Annotated in this window: 18 protein-coding genes; 12 read left to right on the forward strand and 6 right to left on the reverse strand. The window is 68.6% G+C overall.

All coding sequences use genetic code 11. The features are described 5' to 3' along the window. Window positions 1–176: 176 nt before the first annotated feature. Both AC061S_RS00920 and AC061S_RS00925 read right to left on the reverse strand, forming a co-directional pair. A complete protein-coding gene (locus AC061S_RS00920; protein ID WP_478683843.1) occupies window positions 177–503 on the reverse strand; it encodes a hypothetical protein in 327 nt (108 codons plus the stop codon). Between the two features lie 129 nt (window positions 504–632). Then, the gene (locus AC061S_RS00925; protein ID WP_478683844.1) at window positions 633–1,139 is read right to left on the reverse strand and encodes a hypothetical protein; all 507 of its coding nucleotides are present in this window, start codon (window positions 1,137–1,139) and stop codon (window positions 633–635) included. 300 nt (window positions 1,140–1,439) lie between these two features. Between AC061S_RS00925 and AC061S_RS00930 the strand changes: the two genes are divergently transcribed. Together AC061S_RS00930 and AC061S_RS00935 are read left to right on the forward strand one after the other, a co-directional pair. Continuing rightward, window positions 1,440–2,417: a hypothetical protein gene (locus AC061S_RS00930; protein WP_478683845.1), complete on the forward strand. Its 978-nt coding sequence runs from the start codon at window positions 1,440–1,442 to the stop codon at window positions 2,415–2,417. Window positions 2,418–2,514: 97 nt separating this feature from the next. Beyond that, a complete protein-coding gene (locus tag AC061S_RS00935; protein ID WP_478683846.1) occupies window positions 2,515–2,700 on the forward strand; it encodes a hypothetical protein in 186 nt (61 codons plus the stop codon). 103 nt (window positions 2,701–2,803) lie between these two features. On the opposite strand, the gene AC061S_RS00940 is transcribed toward AC061S_RS00935, so the two are convergent. Together AC061S_RS00940 and AC061S_RS00945 are read right to left on the reverse strand one after the other, a co-directional pair. After that, window positions 2,804–3,277 (reverse strand): hypothetical protein, encoded by a 474-nt coding sequence (locus AC061S_RS00940; protein ID WP_478683847.1) that lies wholly within the window; start codon window positions 3,275–3,277, stop codon window positions 2,804–2,806. A 275-nt stretch (window positions 3,278–3,552) separates the two neighbouring features. Continuing rightward, a complete protein-coding gene (locus tag AC061S_RS00945) occupies window positions 3,553–4,467 on the reverse strand; it encodes a phosphotransferase (RefSeq protein WP_478683848.1) in 915 nt (304 codons plus the stop codon). Between the two features lie 441 nt (window positions 4,468–4,908). Here AC061S_RS00945 and AC061S_RS00950 point away from each other — a divergent pair, with 441 nt between their 5' ends. Both AC061S_RS00950 and AC061S_RS00955 read left to right on the forward strand, forming a co-directional pair. Beyond that, complete coding sequence (locus AC061S_RS00950) at window positions 4,909–5,343, forward strand: NUDIX hydrolase (RefSeq protein WP_478683849.1); 435 nt, start codon at window positions 4,909–4,911, stop codon at window positions 5,341–5,343. 99 nt (window positions 5,344–5,442) lie between these two features. After that, the gene (locus AC061S_RS00955; RefSeq protein WP_478684081.1) at window positions 5,443–6,453 is read left to right on the forward strand and encodes an NAD-dependent epimerase/dehydratase family protein; all 1,011 of its coding nucleotides are present in this window, start codon (window positions 5,443–5,445) and stop codon (window positions 6,451–6,453) included. Between the two features lie 15 nt (window positions 6,454–6,468). Here the strand turns inward: AC061S_RS00955 and AC061S_RS00960 are convergent, their stop codons facing one another. Continuing rightward, the gene (locus AC061S_RS00960) at window positions 6,469–7,791 is read right to left on the reverse strand and encodes a DNA-binding protein (protein ID WP_478683850.1); all 1,323 of its coding nucleotides are present in this window, start codon (window positions 7,789–7,791) and stop codon (window positions 6,469–6,471) included. 236 nt (window positions 7,792–8,027) lie between these two features. Between AC061S_RS00960 and AC061S_RS00965 the strand changes: the two genes are divergently transcribed. From AC061S_RS00965 to AC061S_RS00990, 6 genes are all read left to right on the forward strand, one after another. After that, on the forward strand, window positions 8,028–8,243 hold the full coding sequence (locus tag AC061S_RS00965; RefSeq protein ID WP_478683851.1) for a hypothetical protein: 216 nt from the start codon (window positions 8,028–8,030) through the stop codon (window positions 8,241–8,243). Further along, the gene (locus AC061S_RS00970; protein WP_478683852.1) at window positions 8,240–8,512 is read left to right on the forward strand and encodes a hypothetical protein; all 273 of its coding nucleotides are present in this window, start codon (window positions 8,240–8,242) and stop codon (window positions 8,510–8,512) included. Before AC061S_RS00965 ends, AC061S_RS00970 begins: the two co-directional genes overlap by 4 nt. Before the next feature lie 170 nt (window positions 8,513–8,682). Next, window positions 8,683–9,042 (forward strand): hypothetical protein, encoded by a 360-nt coding sequence (locus AC061S_RS00975; protein WP_266907177.1) that lies wholly within the window; start codon window positions 8,683–8,685, stop codon window positions 9,040–9,042. 4 nt (window positions 9,043–9,046) lie between these two features. Continuing rightward, complete coding sequence (locus tag AC061S_RS00980) at window positions 9,047–10,348, forward strand: radical SAM protein (RefSeq protein WP_478683853.1); 1,302 nt, start codon at window positions 9,047–9,049, stop codon at window positions 10,346–10,348. Beyond that, window positions 10,345–11,223, forward strand: coding sequence for a radical SAM protein (locus AC061S_RS00985; RefSeq protein ID WP_478683854.1), 879 nt, complete (start codon window positions 10,345–10,347; stop codon window positions 11,221–11,223). The genes AC061S_RS00980 and AC061S_RS00985 overlap by 4 nt, the downstream gene beginning before the upstream one ends. A 14-nt stretch (window positions 11,224–11,237) precedes the next feature. Beyond that, window positions 11,238–12,020 (forward strand): hypothetical protein, encoded by a 783-nt coding sequence (locus tag AC061S_RS00990; RefSeq protein WP_478683855.1) that lies wholly within the window; start codon window positions 11,238–11,240, stop codon window positions 12,018–12,020. A gap of 61 nt (window positions 12,021–12,081) precedes the next feature. Here the strand turns inward: AC061S_RS00990 and aspS are convergent, their stop codons facing one another. After that, window positions 12,082–13,398, reverse strand: a complete 1,317-nt coding sequence (gene aspS, locus AC061S_RS00995; protein WP_478683856.1) for an aspartate--tRNA(Asn) ligase — start codon at window positions 13,396–13,398, stop codon at window positions 12,082–12,084. Between the two features lie 484 nt (window positions 13,399–13,882). On the opposite strand from aspS, the gene AC061S_RS01000 reads away from it, so the two are divergent. Together AC061S_RS01000 and AC061S_RS01005 are read left to right on the forward strand one after the other, a co-directional pair. Beyond that, window positions 13,883–14,350 carry an NUDIX hydrolase gene (locus tag AC061S_RS01000; protein WP_478683857.1) on the forward strand — a complete coding sequence of 156 codons (468 nt, stop codon included), beginning with the start codon at window positions 13,883–13,885 and terminating at the stop codon, window positions 14,348–14,350. 163 nt (window positions 14,351–14,513) lie between these two features. After that, window positions 14,514–15,227 (forward strand): creatininase family protein, encoded by a 714-nt coding sequence (locus tag AC061S_RS01005; protein WP_478683858.1) that lies wholly within the window; start codon window positions 14,514–14,516, stop codon window positions 15,225–15,227. Window positions 15,228–15,412: the final 185 nt, after the last annotated feature.

Below are 15,412 nucleotides of genomic sequence, written 5' to 3' on the forward strand. Positions count from 1 at the left end.
GTACGGACGTGCGGTCCGGGCCACCCGCCGCCCCTCCTCGCCGCTGGCCGCCTTTGCCCGGCTCGGCCGGTCCGCAGACGGCGGCGGCGCCGGCCACGCATGCTCACCGGGGGATTCCGGTCCGGACGTCCGCTCTGCGGACCGAATCCCTGCCCCGCTGGGGTGAACGGCGGCTGCTAGGCGTTGACCGGTGCCTGCGAGGGGATCTCCGGCCCCGCCTCCAGGCCCGGAGGAGGCACATGCTTGCCACCCCGGGCCCGACGGCCGCGCGGTCGGAGCGTGGGATCGGCGGCGCCCAGCGCGGCGAGTTCAACGGCGGACCAGCTAGCTGCCTCGGCGGCCACGTAGGCCTTGCCGTACGGTGACTCGGTCGCGGCCAGGTCCTGCTGAAGCTGGAGCCGTTCGGCCAGGATCGCGGCGAGCGGCTCCGTGGCCGCCTTCTTCGCTGCGAGCTGAACTGCCTGGATCTCTTCGGCCTTCTTGAGGATCTCGTCTGCCTTCATGCCCGGCATGATGCCCGCCGCCGACTGCGCACGTGCTGGACGTCGGGCCCGCGGGCCGCACACGACGGCGGGCCGGGGCGTCATGGGTGCGCGGCGGGCGCCAAGGCGGCCCGCCGCGCAAGCCGTGCCCTATAAGGCGGGCATCATGAAGCGGTCGGCGTCTTCGGGTACGTCCGCGAAGAGCCGCTGCTGCTCGAAGTAGGCCTCGTTCTCCGCTTCGAGCCAGGCCTCCCGCTCGGCGGGGTCGGTGTTCATGGCCGTCTCGTGGTCGATCATGGCCATCTGCTCGCCGTGAAAGATGTGCACGGCGAAGTCGAAGCCGCCGATGCCGCAGTACACCTCGCCGGGCGGAACGTCCCCGAGCTGGTCGATGGCCTCGTGCCCGGCAGGGCGCGCGCACCGGTAGAGGGGCACCTCGGAGTCGAAGATGGTGTAGCCGCCATGCTGCTTGTTGCAGACCCGCACGAGCTCCGTGCTCGGCTTCTCGGAAGGGCCGGCCGCGACCTTTATGCTGAGAGCCCCGGACCAGCTGCGGACATCGTCCAGCACGGAGGGGAGCCGGCGCGTACGGCCTTCGGCACGGCGCTGCGCCCTGGCGAGCTGCTTTTGCTTGGCGTTTCCGGACTTGGGTGGCACGTTCGCCTCCTCGGCTGCCCACGGCCATTGACGTCGTGCGCGAAGCGCAGCACGTACTTACGGGGGCGTGGGACCTGAGGACCTTGTCCGGCGACGGATGCCTCCGTGGGCGAGAGGCAAGCCGGAAACGGCTTTCACGACATGCCGTTGAGTCAAACCGTAGCGCACCCGCGACGCGAAGGAAGCGATCTCCGGGCCGGCGGGGCCCTGGCCCCTGAACCGCGGCTACCCGGTAGGGCTGCGTGTCCGAGGGCTGAAAAGGTGGTGAGCGGGGACGGCCTGGGTGACATGCTCGTTTGTGTGAGCGAAGAGAAGTCGAAGGCCCCTGAGTCGGGCTCCATCACTGATCACCCCGGTTGGTTCGGGGCGGGCTACGGCGGCGGAATCATGGCGATCCACGCGGATTGGCCTGCCTACCCCTGCGCGCCGGGTGGCGGACACGGCCTGTTCGACCTTGCCCAGTTCCCGAAGGGCACACGGTTTGAGCCCATCAGCGATATCGACAGGTGTGTTCTCTTTAGCGCCTACGACTACGACCCGAAGAAGCCCGGGCGGCCGAGGGACCCGTGGTCGAAGGACGCCCTCCAGATCGCGATTTGGCACGAGGACCTCATCGCCCTTTCCAAGCAGGGGCTCATCGAGGGCGTCACGCCGATCAGCGAGCGCGAATGGGCGCTCCGCCAGCGTGTCGAGGCCGGCTGGCGCTGGGGCCAGAAGCCGCTCCTCCGGGAGGAGGACGGAACGGTCCGGGAGTTCGACTGGCCGAGCCTGCCTGAGCTTCCCGACGAGGAAGACTTCTGGGGCGACATCGACCCGTACGACTACCCAGCCTTCGAGCATCGGGGAGTTGACAGCCCGATGACCGTCACGGCCGCCGGCTGGGACACGGTCACGGAGCAGCTGGCGGCTTCCTTCGAGATGCCCGCCGCGCTCCCCGCGGTCCGCACGAACCTGGACAACGGCCACTACGACACGGCCCTGCGAGAGGTGGGCGTCGCGGTCGAGGAGGCTCTTCGGGTGATCGTCGGCAACGACGACGGATACGGGCAGAGGCTCGTCGGCGAGTTCATCGAACACCTTGGTGACGAGCTGTTCGCCTACAACACGGTCTTGAAGATCTACCGGCTCCGACTGCGGACCTACTTCAAGTTCACCCGCAACCTCTACGCTCACCGGCAGGTCCCCCTTGAGCTTGCGCAGGCTCTTGCTCAGGCCGCGCATGCCGTTGAGCTGCTTGACAACATCAAGAGCACCGTCTCCGATCAGCCCGAGGGGTAGTCCCCGTCCTTCACGCCCGCGTCGCCCCGCGGTAGTCGCGGGAGGGCATGGCGGTGTCCAACGGGGTGAGTTCGATGGTGCGGCCGGGGCGGGGTGCGTGGAGGACTTGGCCGTCGCCAGCGCCGGCGGTCACCGCAGTCACAGCGACATCACCCTAGTCTGGGCCGACGGCGGCTACACCGGCTCCCTCGTCGACTGGTGCCGGGACAAACTCGCCCTGACCTTGGAGATCGTCAAGCGCACCGACGACATGACAGGGTTCGTGGTGCTCCCCAGACGCTGAGTGGCAGAGCGCACGTTCGCATGGCTGATGAACTCCCGCCGCCTGGCCCGGGACTACGAAACCCTGACCGCCACCAGCGAGGCGGTGATCCGGTGGTCGATGATCACGCGGATGGGCCGGCGTCTGGCACGGCCACGGGCCGCCGGCCGGCACTGAACATCCCCGATGCCTCCAGGAGGAGCCACCCGCGTTCCGCCAGGCGCCTGGCCTTCGAACGCACCCCTTCGACCTTCCCCGGCGTCGTCCCAAGGCCCAACTCCGCCGCGATCTCCCTGGCCATCACCGGCCCCTTGCCCACGGACCGCCGCGCCTCCAGCACGCCCAGAATCCGCTGGTAGTCGGGCGCGAGCACGGTCAACGGCAGCCCATCCCGCCAGGGCGGCACCACCGATCCCGGCACCGGCGAGGGCACCGTTTCCTGCTTCGTCTCGGTCACGGCAGTCTCCTCGGCGGCGGACAAGGCCAGGGCCTCGAGCAGTTCCTCCCGCGCGATCACCCGCCGGTCCAGCTCGATCTCCGCGGCCTCCAACACCTCAGCCAACCGCGCGGCTTCCTCCCGCAGGCCCTCCACCCGCACCGGGCAGCCGCCTCCCGCTCCTCCAGCATTCCCAGCACCGACGCCATCGCGCACCCCTCGGTCATGAAGCGGATACAAGACGCCGCATCCCTCCCTCACCTCGAGCGAAACGTGCCTGACCAGCAGAAATCAAGAGATCACGTTCGGTTGAGATACGGCTTCTAATGCTCCTCGAGGGCCAACACAGTTCAGCGTTGGCCCCCGAGGGGTTTAACCAGGCTCGCCGATCGCAGAACCGCCTGTGGCCGGGTTGGACGTCGGCGACGGCACCCCCGCTACGGCACTGCAGTCCACCGCCAAGGCCGCTGTCCTTTGCCCCCCATGAGGCATTCGATTCGGTACTGGGTCTCGTGGCGGGCATGGGGGTGGTCGGGGTGCTCGGTCGTGATCCGGGCGGCGTAAGCCGTCATCCGGAGTTCCCTGATGTCCCGGAGGACCTCGTACCCGTCCCAGCTGGTGACGTCCGCGCCGTAGACGGTGCAGAAGTCCTCGTAGTCGTGCCGGGTGATGCTGCTGGTGGACGTGAGTTTCACAGCGGTGCACGTCAGGTCCCACTCCCGCGGGCCGACGGTGAAGCTGTCGAGGTCGAGGAGATAGGCCGTGCCGTCGTCAGCGGAGGCGACATTGCCGACCCAGGCGTCCCCGTGCAGGACGCACCGCGACAGACCAGGGGTCTCCACGAGCCGGAGCCATGCCTCTTCGAGACTGTCCGTGTAGCGGTACAGCCATTCCAGGTCGGTCTCCTTGATGGCCTTCGCCTGGTCGAGCCTGGTGCGGATCTTCCGGAACGGCTCCAGCGGTTCAAGGTCGAAGTCGGGCTCCGGAAGCGCGTGGAGGGCCTTCAAGAGGTGCGCGACCTCGTTGACGTTCCCGTCGCGGTGCGGCGGAAGTTCCTCCCAGATGGTCACCGCTCGGCCGTCGATGGTGATGGGCTGGGCGATGCCGGGGGCCGGCCGTACGGCGGGGACGCCGTTGTCGGCAAGCCAGTTGGCGACGGCGATCTCACGTGAGGCCGCGGGCGTGCCCCCGGGGCGGGAAATCCGGGCTACCACCTTCCCGGGGAGCCTCCATATCGCGTTCTCCGCGATCCGGATCGGCTCGGCGCCCCTGGTATCCAGCCCGAGGGTCCGGCAGGCGTCGATGAGGACGCGGCGGGAGACGGTAACGCTGTCGGTGGGGGCGAGGGTCACGTCTTGATCGTCTCCTTGATGCGGTCGCGCAGCTTGGCCGCCTCGGGCGTCGTTCGGTGCACGGCGGTCGTCTTGCCTTGAAGCTGCGACTTAGCGAGCAGGTTGTTCCCGCAAATGAGACAGGCCCGAAGGGCCGGTTGGGGTACGTAACGACGAGGCGGTGGATGTCAGCTTCCAGCTGCTCCAGCGCGTGCGGTCCCACATTGCGGCTCTCTGCCCTGGCCGCGAACTGCGCCGACTCGTTCGCCGGCTCGCCAGCGCACGCGCGGAGGCGGGCCAGCTCATCGACTGAATAGCGCTGATTAGACAGCAAGTTGGGGGCCTAGACTCGTGAGTTTCCCCAGGGCACCCACCGATCGCGGTCGATCCGAGACAAGCACTCCCCGGTCCTCTACCGGGCCGGGCCCCGGATCAGCTCCTGTACCAAGTAGAGGTTTCGCTATGCCCGAGAAGGTCACGAAGGAAAAGGTCCTCGTCTACGTCGTGCGCGACGGGCACCTGTTGGTGTTCCGCCACACCGACTACTCCTACGAGGAGGTCGGCATCCAGGTGCCCGCGGGCAGCATCCGCACTGGTGAGACCCCGGAGGCCGCCGCGCTGCGCGAGGTCCGCGAGGAGACCGGCCTGTCGGACTTCAAGATCGTCCGCAAGCTCGGTGAGACCGAGTACGACATCAGCCCGTACCGGTTCGAGATCCAGCGCCGGCACGTCTTCCACCTGGAGCTCACCGAGCCGACCCCGGAGCGGTGGATGAGCCAGGAGAACCACGACGGCGAGCAGGAGCCGACTCACTTCGAGTGCTTCTGGATCCCGTTGGAGGCCGCGCACATTCTCCAGTCCGGCCAGGGCGCCCTGCTGGGGCGCCTGTCCGACTAGCCAGTCATCCGGCCACAATCCGGGAAGGGCCGCCCTGAGAGCCGGGATGGTGCCCGTACGGTGCTTCGTGGCAGGGTCGACCCCATGCGGATTCTCGTGATGGGTGGCACCTGGTTCCTTGGTCGCGCGATCGTTGACGACGCACTTCGGCGCGGATGGGACGTAACGACGTTCAACCGGGGCCGGTCCGGTGCGGTCGAGGGCGCCGGTACGGTCCGGGGTGACCGGACGAGTCCCGACGACCTGAAGCGGCTCGCCTCACACGGACCGTGGGATGCCGTGATCGACACGTCCAGCAGCGAGTTCCCACCCCGTGATGTGCTCCTCGCCGCCGACATTCTGCGCCCGGCCGCCGCCCGGTGGGTGCACGTATCCACGGTGTCCGTCTATCAGGGCTGGCCTCACGACCCGCTCACCGAGGACTCCTCGCTGTTGGAGTGCCCGCCAGACGCCGATGAGTCGTTCGGGTACACCGGCACCGATGGCAGCCCGACGAAGTACGGGTTCCAGAAGGCAGGCGGGGAGGCTGCGGTGCGCGCCGCCTTCGGGGACGACGTCGTGTTCCTGCGGCCTGGAGTGATCTTGGGGCCTGGCGAGTACGTCGGCCGCCTCCCATGGTGGCTCACCCGTGCCCAGCGCGGCGGCCCGATCGTTGCCCCCGCCCCGGCCGCCCGAATGATCCAGCCCGTGGACGTACGAGACGTCGCCGCCTTCGCCGTCGATCAGGCCGCCGGCCCCGATGGCCCCGGCCAGGCGTTCAACATCGCCCACCCCGAAGGCATCAGCTGGGCCGACTTCATCGCTGAGTGCCTGGCCGTCACCGGTAGCACCGGAAGCCCGGCGTGGGCCGATGCGGCGGCCCTCACCACTCACGGCGTCAAGCAGTGGACAGAGCTCCCGCTGTGGCGCACCCACTCCGGGGTGTGGTCCGTTGACGCCTCCCGTGCCGTGGCGTGCGGGCTCCGTTGCCGTCCGCTCGCCGACACCATTGCCGACACCTGGGCGTGGATGCGGGCAGACGGTCGACCGGTCGAACATCCGAGGTGGGCCGAGCACGGTGTGGACCCTGCCAAGGAGGCCCTGATCCTCGCCGCCCTCTGCCACCCGTAGGAACAGGGGGCAGGGTCAGGGCTCGATGGCGAGGAGCCCGCTCCCCGTACCCAGCTGCCTCGGTGCCGAGAGACGCCCGAATTCCTCGATCTGTTCGCCGAGCGTGACAGCCACCGGTGTCTCCCTGAACGCGGGGGCTGTCAGAGCCCGTCGCAAACCGCCGGTGCGCTCCAGCAGCCCCGCCACACGCTGTTCCGCCGGAATCGCCCACACCGTCTCCAACGTCGCAGCCGCCGCGTCCAGGTCGCCCCGGAGCAGCTGCGCCGCCGCGAGGTCGGCTGCGGCCTTGCCCCGTACTGGTACCGACTGCCGGGCCGGCGGCCGGGACGCGACCAGCTCCAGCGCCCGTCGCGCCGTTACCTCCGCCCCCGCTCCGTCGCCGACGAGCAGGGCGGTGGTGCCGTTGGACATCAGCAGCCGCTCCTCGTGGAAGGCAAACTCACCGCCGACGTCATCGTGCAGGGCGTCCCGCTCGCCGCTGTCCTGCCGCGTGGACGCGACGAGCGCGCGGGTGGCCCGTTCACGGTCTCCGAGGTGCCCGTGGGCGCGGGCCTCGATGGACAACAGCCGCCGCCTGGCCGTATCGCCCAAACCGGCGTAGGCCAGTGCGGTCCGCGCGTGCCGTACGGCTTCGGAAGGACGGCCCGTGAAATACGCGCAGATTGCCAAGGATCCAGTGGCATAGGCCCGTAGAGGATCGAACCGCGCCATCTCCCCGTACAGGGCCGCCGACCGGGCAAGGCGTGCCGAGTCGTCCAGGGCGCCGAGGTCGAACGCGGCGGTCGACAGCAATGCGCACGCCTGGCCCGCCACGATCAGCAGGTCCTGTTGCTGTACGGGCACCTTGGTGAGTCCACGTTGGTGCTCCGCCTCCGAGCGCAGGACCTTCGCCCGCCGGAACACGTCGAAGGCGCTCACCACCCCGTACGAGCGGGCGAGGGACAGTGCGTCGTCACGGAGCTGGTCGATGGTCGTGTCGGATACGGACTGCGCTGCGGCAGCCCCCGCCTCATCGGCGGCGTCACGTGCGGTCATCGCGATTTCACTTTCGAGGTCGTACGCAGTGGAAGTCACCGATGTCGAGTTCGACATCGCGGGCGGTGATCCGAACAGTGCCGCGGCCTCCACGTCGAAGAGCCGCTCCAGTACCCGACACGTGTCCGGCCCAGGCATGGTCTTGATCCGGCCCGAGGTCCACCGCCGGAACTGTGCCTCGGACACCGACAGGCCCTGCACGCCGGCCTGTGAGGCCGCGCGCTCGAACGCCGTGACGAAGTCCCTGTAACGCCAATGCCGCTGCTGGACTAAGACGCGCAGCAGCGTCGCCGGATCGTCCATCGGTCGCTCCCTCAAGGTCAGGAGACGGGCCACGTCGCGCCCCGCTCCACTTCGTGCCTATCTGTCAACGCCCCTGCTGCGCAATGAAATCCGAGCAGATGACATCGCGGAGCTACCTCCATGACACCTCGGTCACCCGGGCGAGCACCAGATGACACCCACCGCGTCGTGGCCGTGACACCCGTACCAGGGGGACTCTTACGTCACTTCGACGACCCCGGCGAAAGGGAGTGGACGTGAGCAGCCCCCGGCTTCCCCGACGAACCCCTGGCGCGACCAGCACGCACTACGAGGCCGTCGTGGCCCCGTACGTGGAGACGGACGCCGGCACCCCGTCGGAGCGTCGCGGCCTGCCCCGGGCCGCCGAGGCGTTCCGTAGCCGGAACGGTGACCCCTCCACGTGGAGCTCCGCCCAGTTCGACGCCCTCCTCGGCCTCGGGGGTGCCCAATGAGTCCGACCAGGGAGGCGAACGTCTGGGTCACGGAGGACACCGGGCACCGGCTCCTCGGCCAGGACGTCGCACACCCCGCCAGCGGACGTCGCGGAACCGTCGGCGCAGTCCTGATCTACGCATCGAAACTCACCGGCAGGCCGGTCAGGAAGGTGGCGCACATGCGCCCGCTGGACCATTCGGGTCGGGAACGGACCGCCGATCCGGACACCCTCCAGCCCCTCCAGCCGATCGCCCACTCGGCACAGACCAGCCGCACGAAGGGCTGAACAGGCTTCCCGCCCGGCGCTGACCGAGCGCTCGGCACCGGGCAGGGGACGGCGCCCCCGGGCGCTATGCACGAAACCGGCGAGGCGCCATACGGCACCAGACCGGCGGCACCAGAGCGGATCCAAGCTGCCCGTCCCGGGCAGTCACCCTTCCACCAAGGAGATCAGCTATGCCGAAGCCCAGGAAAGAGAAGCAGAACCACCTCATCTACGCGGACGTCGTGGACTCCAAGTCCAAGGCGGGCGTGTGGATGGGTGAGCGTGCTTCCTTCCGCGACAAGCAGGGCCGCATCCTGGAGGCCTTGAAGGACCGCACCGACTGGGTCAGCCTGGAGGGCGCGGTCATGGTCATCAGCACCGAGCCGGCCGGTCTCACGGTCATCGCGCCGAACCCGACGCTCCCCGGTGTGATCGTCCTCTCCGACGGCGGTTCCCCCGCGGCCTCCGCCCGGCTCCAGGCCGACGCCGAGGACAAGGTCCGCGCCGTCATGGCCGAGCTGGGTATCGCCGAAGAGGAAACGGCGGCCTGACCCAGTGGCCACTCCCCAGCTGCTGTGGGGGAAATACTTCCAGTACGACCGGGACGGGGAGGCTGTCCTCCTCGACCCGGTCACGCTGGAGAGTGTGCTTCTCGACTCCGGCGAGGTCTCTGACCTCGCCGGGGTCCCCCCGACCGCGACACACTTAGCCCTCGCCGGGCTCGGCTTCACCCAGGACGGCCCCCCGGCCGACCGCCGTGAAGCACTCCACCACCGCCTCCACACCCTGGGCATCGACCCGACACCGCGCCGGATCAGCGGCCTGCGGGTGGTGCTCACCGACCGCTGCAACATGGCCTGCACGTACTGCTTCGTCGACACCAACAGCGGCAAGCCGGACATGACGGAGCAGGAGCTCGCCGCCGGCCTTGAGTTCCTGTTCGAGCAGAACGCCGGGCAGGAGGAGGTCTCGATCCAGTGGTTCGGCGGCGAGCCGACCATCCGCTTCGACCTCATGCAGTACGGCGACGAACTCGCCGACACCCTCGCCGCCCGCTATGGCGTCGAGCGGGTCCGGCGCACGGTCGTCACCAACGGCGCCCGCCTGACGGACGAGGCCCTCGACCACTTCGTACAGCGTGAGTACGGGGTGGGCATCTCCATCGACGGCCCTCCGGGAATCAACTCGGCGAACCGGCTGCTCCTCGGCGGGCAGCCCGCGGACGACCGAATCCGCCGCAACGTCCGGCGCCTGGTCGAGGCGAAGGGCCTGCACGTCGGCTGCAACCTCACCCCGACGGCGTCGAACATCGGGCGCCTCGCCGAGAGCGTGCAGTGGATCATCGACGACCTCGGCCTCAAGTTCATCTACGTCAACACGCCCATCCCCACCGGGGGCGAGTGGCGGGTGAACGGCGCGGACCTGGCCCGGGAGCTCTACGAGGCCCGCCTGACCGCGCTAGGGAAGGGCGGGATGCTCTTCTCCGTCCTGGACCGGGCCTTCCAGGCCCTCGACACCCGCCGGCCGATGCTGTTCGACCATATGCAGGGCGACCGCAGCCTCAACGCCGCCCTGCTGCCCGGCAACCGGGTCAGCGTGTGCGACATCAACTTCACCGAGCCCGAGTTCCTCCACACACTCGATGAGCTGCGGTCGGACCCCAGCCGCCTTACAAGGGCGACGAAGAAGGTCGCGCCGATCCCCGCGTGCGGCGACTGTCCGGCGTTGGCCATCTGCGGCGGCCCGTCGCGCAACGAGCAGGCGCTCATCGGTGGCAGCACCCCCGACCCGCAGATGTGCGCCTTCTACACCAGCACCGTGGCCATCGCGGTCTGGGACAACACGGGGGTGCAATGAGTACCCCCGTTCGTACGGCGCTGGTCTCGACGGCCGGCCACTGCGAGGTCGCGTGCAGCTTCTGCTTCCGGGCCGACCGAGCTCGCGGCTTCCTCACCACCGCGACGTACACGCGTGCCCTGTCGCGGCTGAAGGAGGCCGGGGTGGAGGGCGTGTGCCTGACCGGTGGTGAGCCGACCCACCACCCGGACCTCCGGCAGCTCGTGCGCTTGGCCCTCCAGTTCGGCATGACGGTGTCCATGGTGACCTCGGCCCGCTCGGAGGCTGAGGTCACCGCCCTCGTGGAGGTCGGCCACCTTCTGACCAACGTGACCGTCTCCGCAGACTCGCAGGGCGCGATGACACTCGGCCGCACCACACGGACGGCGGCCTCGGCTGTCGCGACGCTGGACGCCGTCGACACCCCCTCGAAGGTCCTTCACCTCACCTACTGGGACGTGGACGACGAGGAAGCCGCCCAGCTCGCCGACCTCGTAGCGGGAACGGGGATCGACGTTCAGCTCAGCCCCGTCCTCCTCTCCGAAAACGCTCTGCGCCGGGACAGCCGATCACTCCAGGACTCCTTGATGCAGAGGGCCCGAGACACGGCGGCACTCGACCAGTACTTCCGCCTGTCCAACGGATACCGCTCCTACCTCGACGACCTGCGGCAGCTACAGCTGTCCAAGGAGGAGAGCCACCCCTGTCGGTCGGCCACCCTCTACATGTCGGCCGACGGCGAGGTGCGGCACTGCCCCTACGGAGCATCCGAGGTCAGTGTCCACGCCCCACGTACCGAGATACGAGCCTTCCTCGACGCCCCGGCCACGGACCGCGTCGGACCCGACTGCGCCGCCATCTGCCGCCCCGCGTCCCGCGACTGCGCGGCAGCCTGACCTTGGGGGTCCACGTGCAACCGTCGGTCTCCGTCACCGATCCCAACGACTTCAACAGCCACTGGAGGCAGCCGCCGAACTTCCGTATGCAGGTCCCGTTCGACTACCTGTTCCTGCCGGCGATCGACATCCTCGACCACGTCCGCCGGGACGAGGAGGTGCGGTTCACGGTCCTCGGCGAGGATGACTGGAAGGTGCGCATGGACCGCACCGCAGCGTTCCGGACGGCCCCGGTCGAGGAGATCGCCACGTGGCCGTTCCGCCTGGTGCACTTCAACCTCGCCCGGTTCTACGGCGAGATCCTGACCGGCTTCCAGGACGAGGTCATGGTGCCTTGGCGCACCCATCTGTCGTCCCAGGGATTCACGTGGCAGCGGTGCGCACCGATCCTGTTCCTGTCCACCGCAGGGGCGGCCTCGACCTACCACAACGACAACTCGCACGGTCTGGTGTGGCAGGTCCAAGGGGTCAAGACCTTCCACAGCTACCACAACCCCGACAAGCACCTGTCCCCCGAAGCTGCGGTCCTCGGTGAGACCACCGCCGAAGATCCCCCACCGCACGACGAGGCGCAGCGGCAGTCGGTGACGATGCAGCCAGGCGACCAGCTGTGGAGCCACGCCCTGACCCCGCACTGGGTCACCACCGAATCGCCGCTCGCGCTCAGCGTCACGCTCTCCCACGGCGGCCTCTCCCGCCGCGGCCGGTACGCCAACCGCGAGCTGGCCCTGCGCGACCACTGGGACAAGAACCCTGCCGAGGCATGGACCCTCGACCTCGGCCACACCCGGTACTGAGCGAGTACCCGCTGCCCCACCGCCAGCCGGCGGTGGGGCAGCGGTGCGCCATACCTCTGGCTCAGGGGGTGAGTCGGTTCGGTCCCCGGAACAGGAACGCGGCCTCGCGGATCGTGTCCAGGCCGAGCATGACCATCAGGATCCGGCCCAGGCCGGCGCCGAGGCCGCCGTGGGGCGGGCACCCGAACCGGAAGATGTTCATGTAGTCCTGCATCGGCTCGGTGTCCATGCTCTTCTCCTCCGCCTGCTTGAGCAGCACGTCGGAGCGATGCTCACGCTGGGCCCCGGTGGTGATCTCCAGGCCCTTCCAGAGCAGGTCGAAGCTGAGCGTCAGGTCCGGCCGGTCCGCCGGACGCATGTGGTAGAAGGGCCGGATGCTGGCCGGGTAGTGCGTGATGAACACGAACTCGTGGCCCGTGAGCTCCTTCATGTGCGCGGCGATGGTTCGCTCACCCTCCGGGTCCAGGTCCTCCTTGACGCCTTCGGGGTCCCAGCCGCCGGCCCGCAGGATCTCCTGCGCCTCGGCCATCGTGATCCTGGGGAACGGAGCCTCCGGCACCACGACCTCGATCCCGAAGACCTCCCGGATCGCCTCACCGTGAACCTCTTTGACCTTCGCGATGGCGTGAGCGAGCATCCGCTCCTCGAACGCCATCACGTCCTCGACGTCGTCGATCCACGACAACTCGACGTCCACGCCAGTGAACTCGGTCGCGTGCCGGGAGGTGTACGACGGCTCGGCCCGGAAGACGGGGCCGATCTCGAAGACCCGGTCGATGCCGGCGGCCACGGCCATCTGCTTGTAGAACTGCGGCGACTGCGCGAGGTAGGCCGACCGGTCGAAGTACCCGAGCTTGAACACCTCCGCCCCGGACTCCGAGGCGGTGCCCATCAGCTTCGGCGTGTGCATCTCCGTGCAGCCGTTCTGCATGGCGTACTCGCGCAGCCCCTGCTCCAGGGTCGTCTGCGCGGCGAACACCATCTGCGCGGTGGCCCGCTTGCGTACGTCGAGGAATCGCCAGTCGAGCCGGTGCTCGGGGCCGGTGTGCTCGTCGATCGGCAGCGGCGTCTCCGCCCGGTTCAGCACCTCGATCGTCTCGGGGACGATCTCCAGGCCACCCAGGTTGACCTGGGCCGCCTCTACGACGCGGCCGGTGATCCGGACGGCGGACTCAGGGGTAAGCGATTCGATGACTGCTTCGAGCGGGCCGCCGTCGCGCTTGTGGGTCACCTGGGCCATGCCGGAGTGGTCCCGCAGGATGACGAACTGCATCTTGCGCTGCAGCCGGAGTGCGTTCACCCAGCCGGAGACGGTGACGGTCTGGTCGAGGTGTGCGCGTAGGTCAGAAGCCAGTACGCGGCTAGTCGTGTGGATCATCGCAGCCCTCCAGGGGCGTCGTCATGATCCCTTGGAAGCGTGGGCGAGAAGGGTACTCGCGGTGCCACCACGCCTTTGCCACCGCCAGACAGCGGCGGCCTCATTCAGCCCGATGACGGGGGCAAACCGGCGGGGCATTGGGCCCGGGGGCCTTTCCTCCCCGCGCTCGGGAGGGTCTTCACTACGGGTGCAAGTCCGCCTTCACAGCTGCCGGCGGCTCTCTCTGCTCGCGTGATCCGTGGCTACTCGTCTCCGTCGACGCGTTGGTCACGAGGATAGGGATGCCGCAAGCCCCTCGCAACGGATTCACGGCGGTGGCGCGCCAAGTGGCCGGATGGTGCCCCTGCCGAGGCCAGATAGGACGCCCCAACGCCCACCGCTGCCGTGCAAGGGCGCCACGAGTGCGCAGCAACTACGATCGGGCCGCGAAGCCGTCCGGGCTGCTCGCGGCCCTGGACTCCCGACCAGGAGGGGACCGCCGCACATGGGTAGGACTGAGTACTACAACGACCCCACCGCGCCGAAGGCCAACACCCTCATCCCTGCCAGCAACCTGCTCGTCATCGACGACAACGGCGCCATCCTGCTCCAGCGTCGCCGCGACACCGGCCAGTGGGCGCTGCCTGGCGGCGCCCAGGACATCGGCGAGACCGCCGCCGAGTGCGCGGTCCGCGAATGCCTGGAGGAAACCGGCATCGTCGCCGAGATCACCGGCCTCCTCGGCGTCTACACCAACCCCCACCACATCGTGGCGTACACCGACGGTGAGATCCGCCAGCAGTACGAGAACACCTACATCGGCCGCCCCGTCGGCGGCGAGCCCACGATCAACGACGAGGCCGACGGCGTCCGCTTCATCCAGCCCGCCGAGCTCGACCAGTACGACATCCACCCAAGCATGCGCCAGCAGATCGGCGACTACCTCGCCGGCACGTACCCCTACCTCGGCTGAGCCACCAGCTGTTCAGTGGTGGCCTGTTTGCCGTCGAGGCGATCCACGGCCTGCTCTATTCCCGGCAGGGGGCCAGGACCAGTCCAGTGCTGGGATTTCGGCACGACTACACCCGTCCAGCCCTGACGATGAGGGCTGAGCGATAGCCAACCGAGGGAGTGCCGTGAACCTGCTGCCGACCGCCACGAGTACCGACGTCCAGGAACGGAGACCTCGCGTCGCGGTACTACCCATCGGCTCCTTCGAGCAGCACGGCAGTTATCTCCCGCTGATCACCGATACGGTCATCGCCTGCATCATCGGCCAGGAGATAGCCAGCGCATACCCCATTCACCTGCTGCCGCCCATCACCATGTCGTGCAGCCACGAACATGCCGCCTTCCCGGGCACCGTCAGTATCAGCGCGAAGACCCTCTACGCCGTGATCGACGATATCCGCGCGTCCCTCGCCCGCTCCGGCATCCACAAGCTGGTGATCGTCAACGGCCACGGCGGAAACTACGTCCTGTCCAACATCGTCCAGGAAGCCAACATCGACGGGCCCGCCGCCTCCCTGTTCCCTCTCGGAGCCGACTGGGACCGAGCCCGCGACCACGCCGATCTCGTCTCCGACCGCCACGCCGACATGCACGCTGGCGAGATCGAGACGTCCATCTTTCTTCACGCGGCGCCCGAGCTGGTATGCGACGGATTCGCCGATGCCGACCATGACGGCGGCAGCCGTCCCTTCCTGCTGGTCCAGGGCATGAGTGCGTACACCGAAACCGGTGTCATCGGCTTCCCATCCCACGCGACCGCGGCCAAGGGCAAGGCCGTACTGGCAAGCCTGGCCGACAGCTTCGCGGGTCACTTGGAGATCCTCGGCCGCGACGACTGAAGCCAGCCAACACCTGTAATCGAAGGGTTCCGCTATGACTCCTGCGCCACAAAGCTTCCCAGTCGGCTCTATCGTCCTGTACCTGGGGAACCGCGCCAATGTCACTGGTCACGCGGCCGACGGCAGCGTCGAGATACGAGTTCTCAGCACGGGAAGCGAGCTATCCGTCCCTCCGGACAGACTGA

This window comes from Streptomyces sp. CA189 (assembly GCF_056428985.1).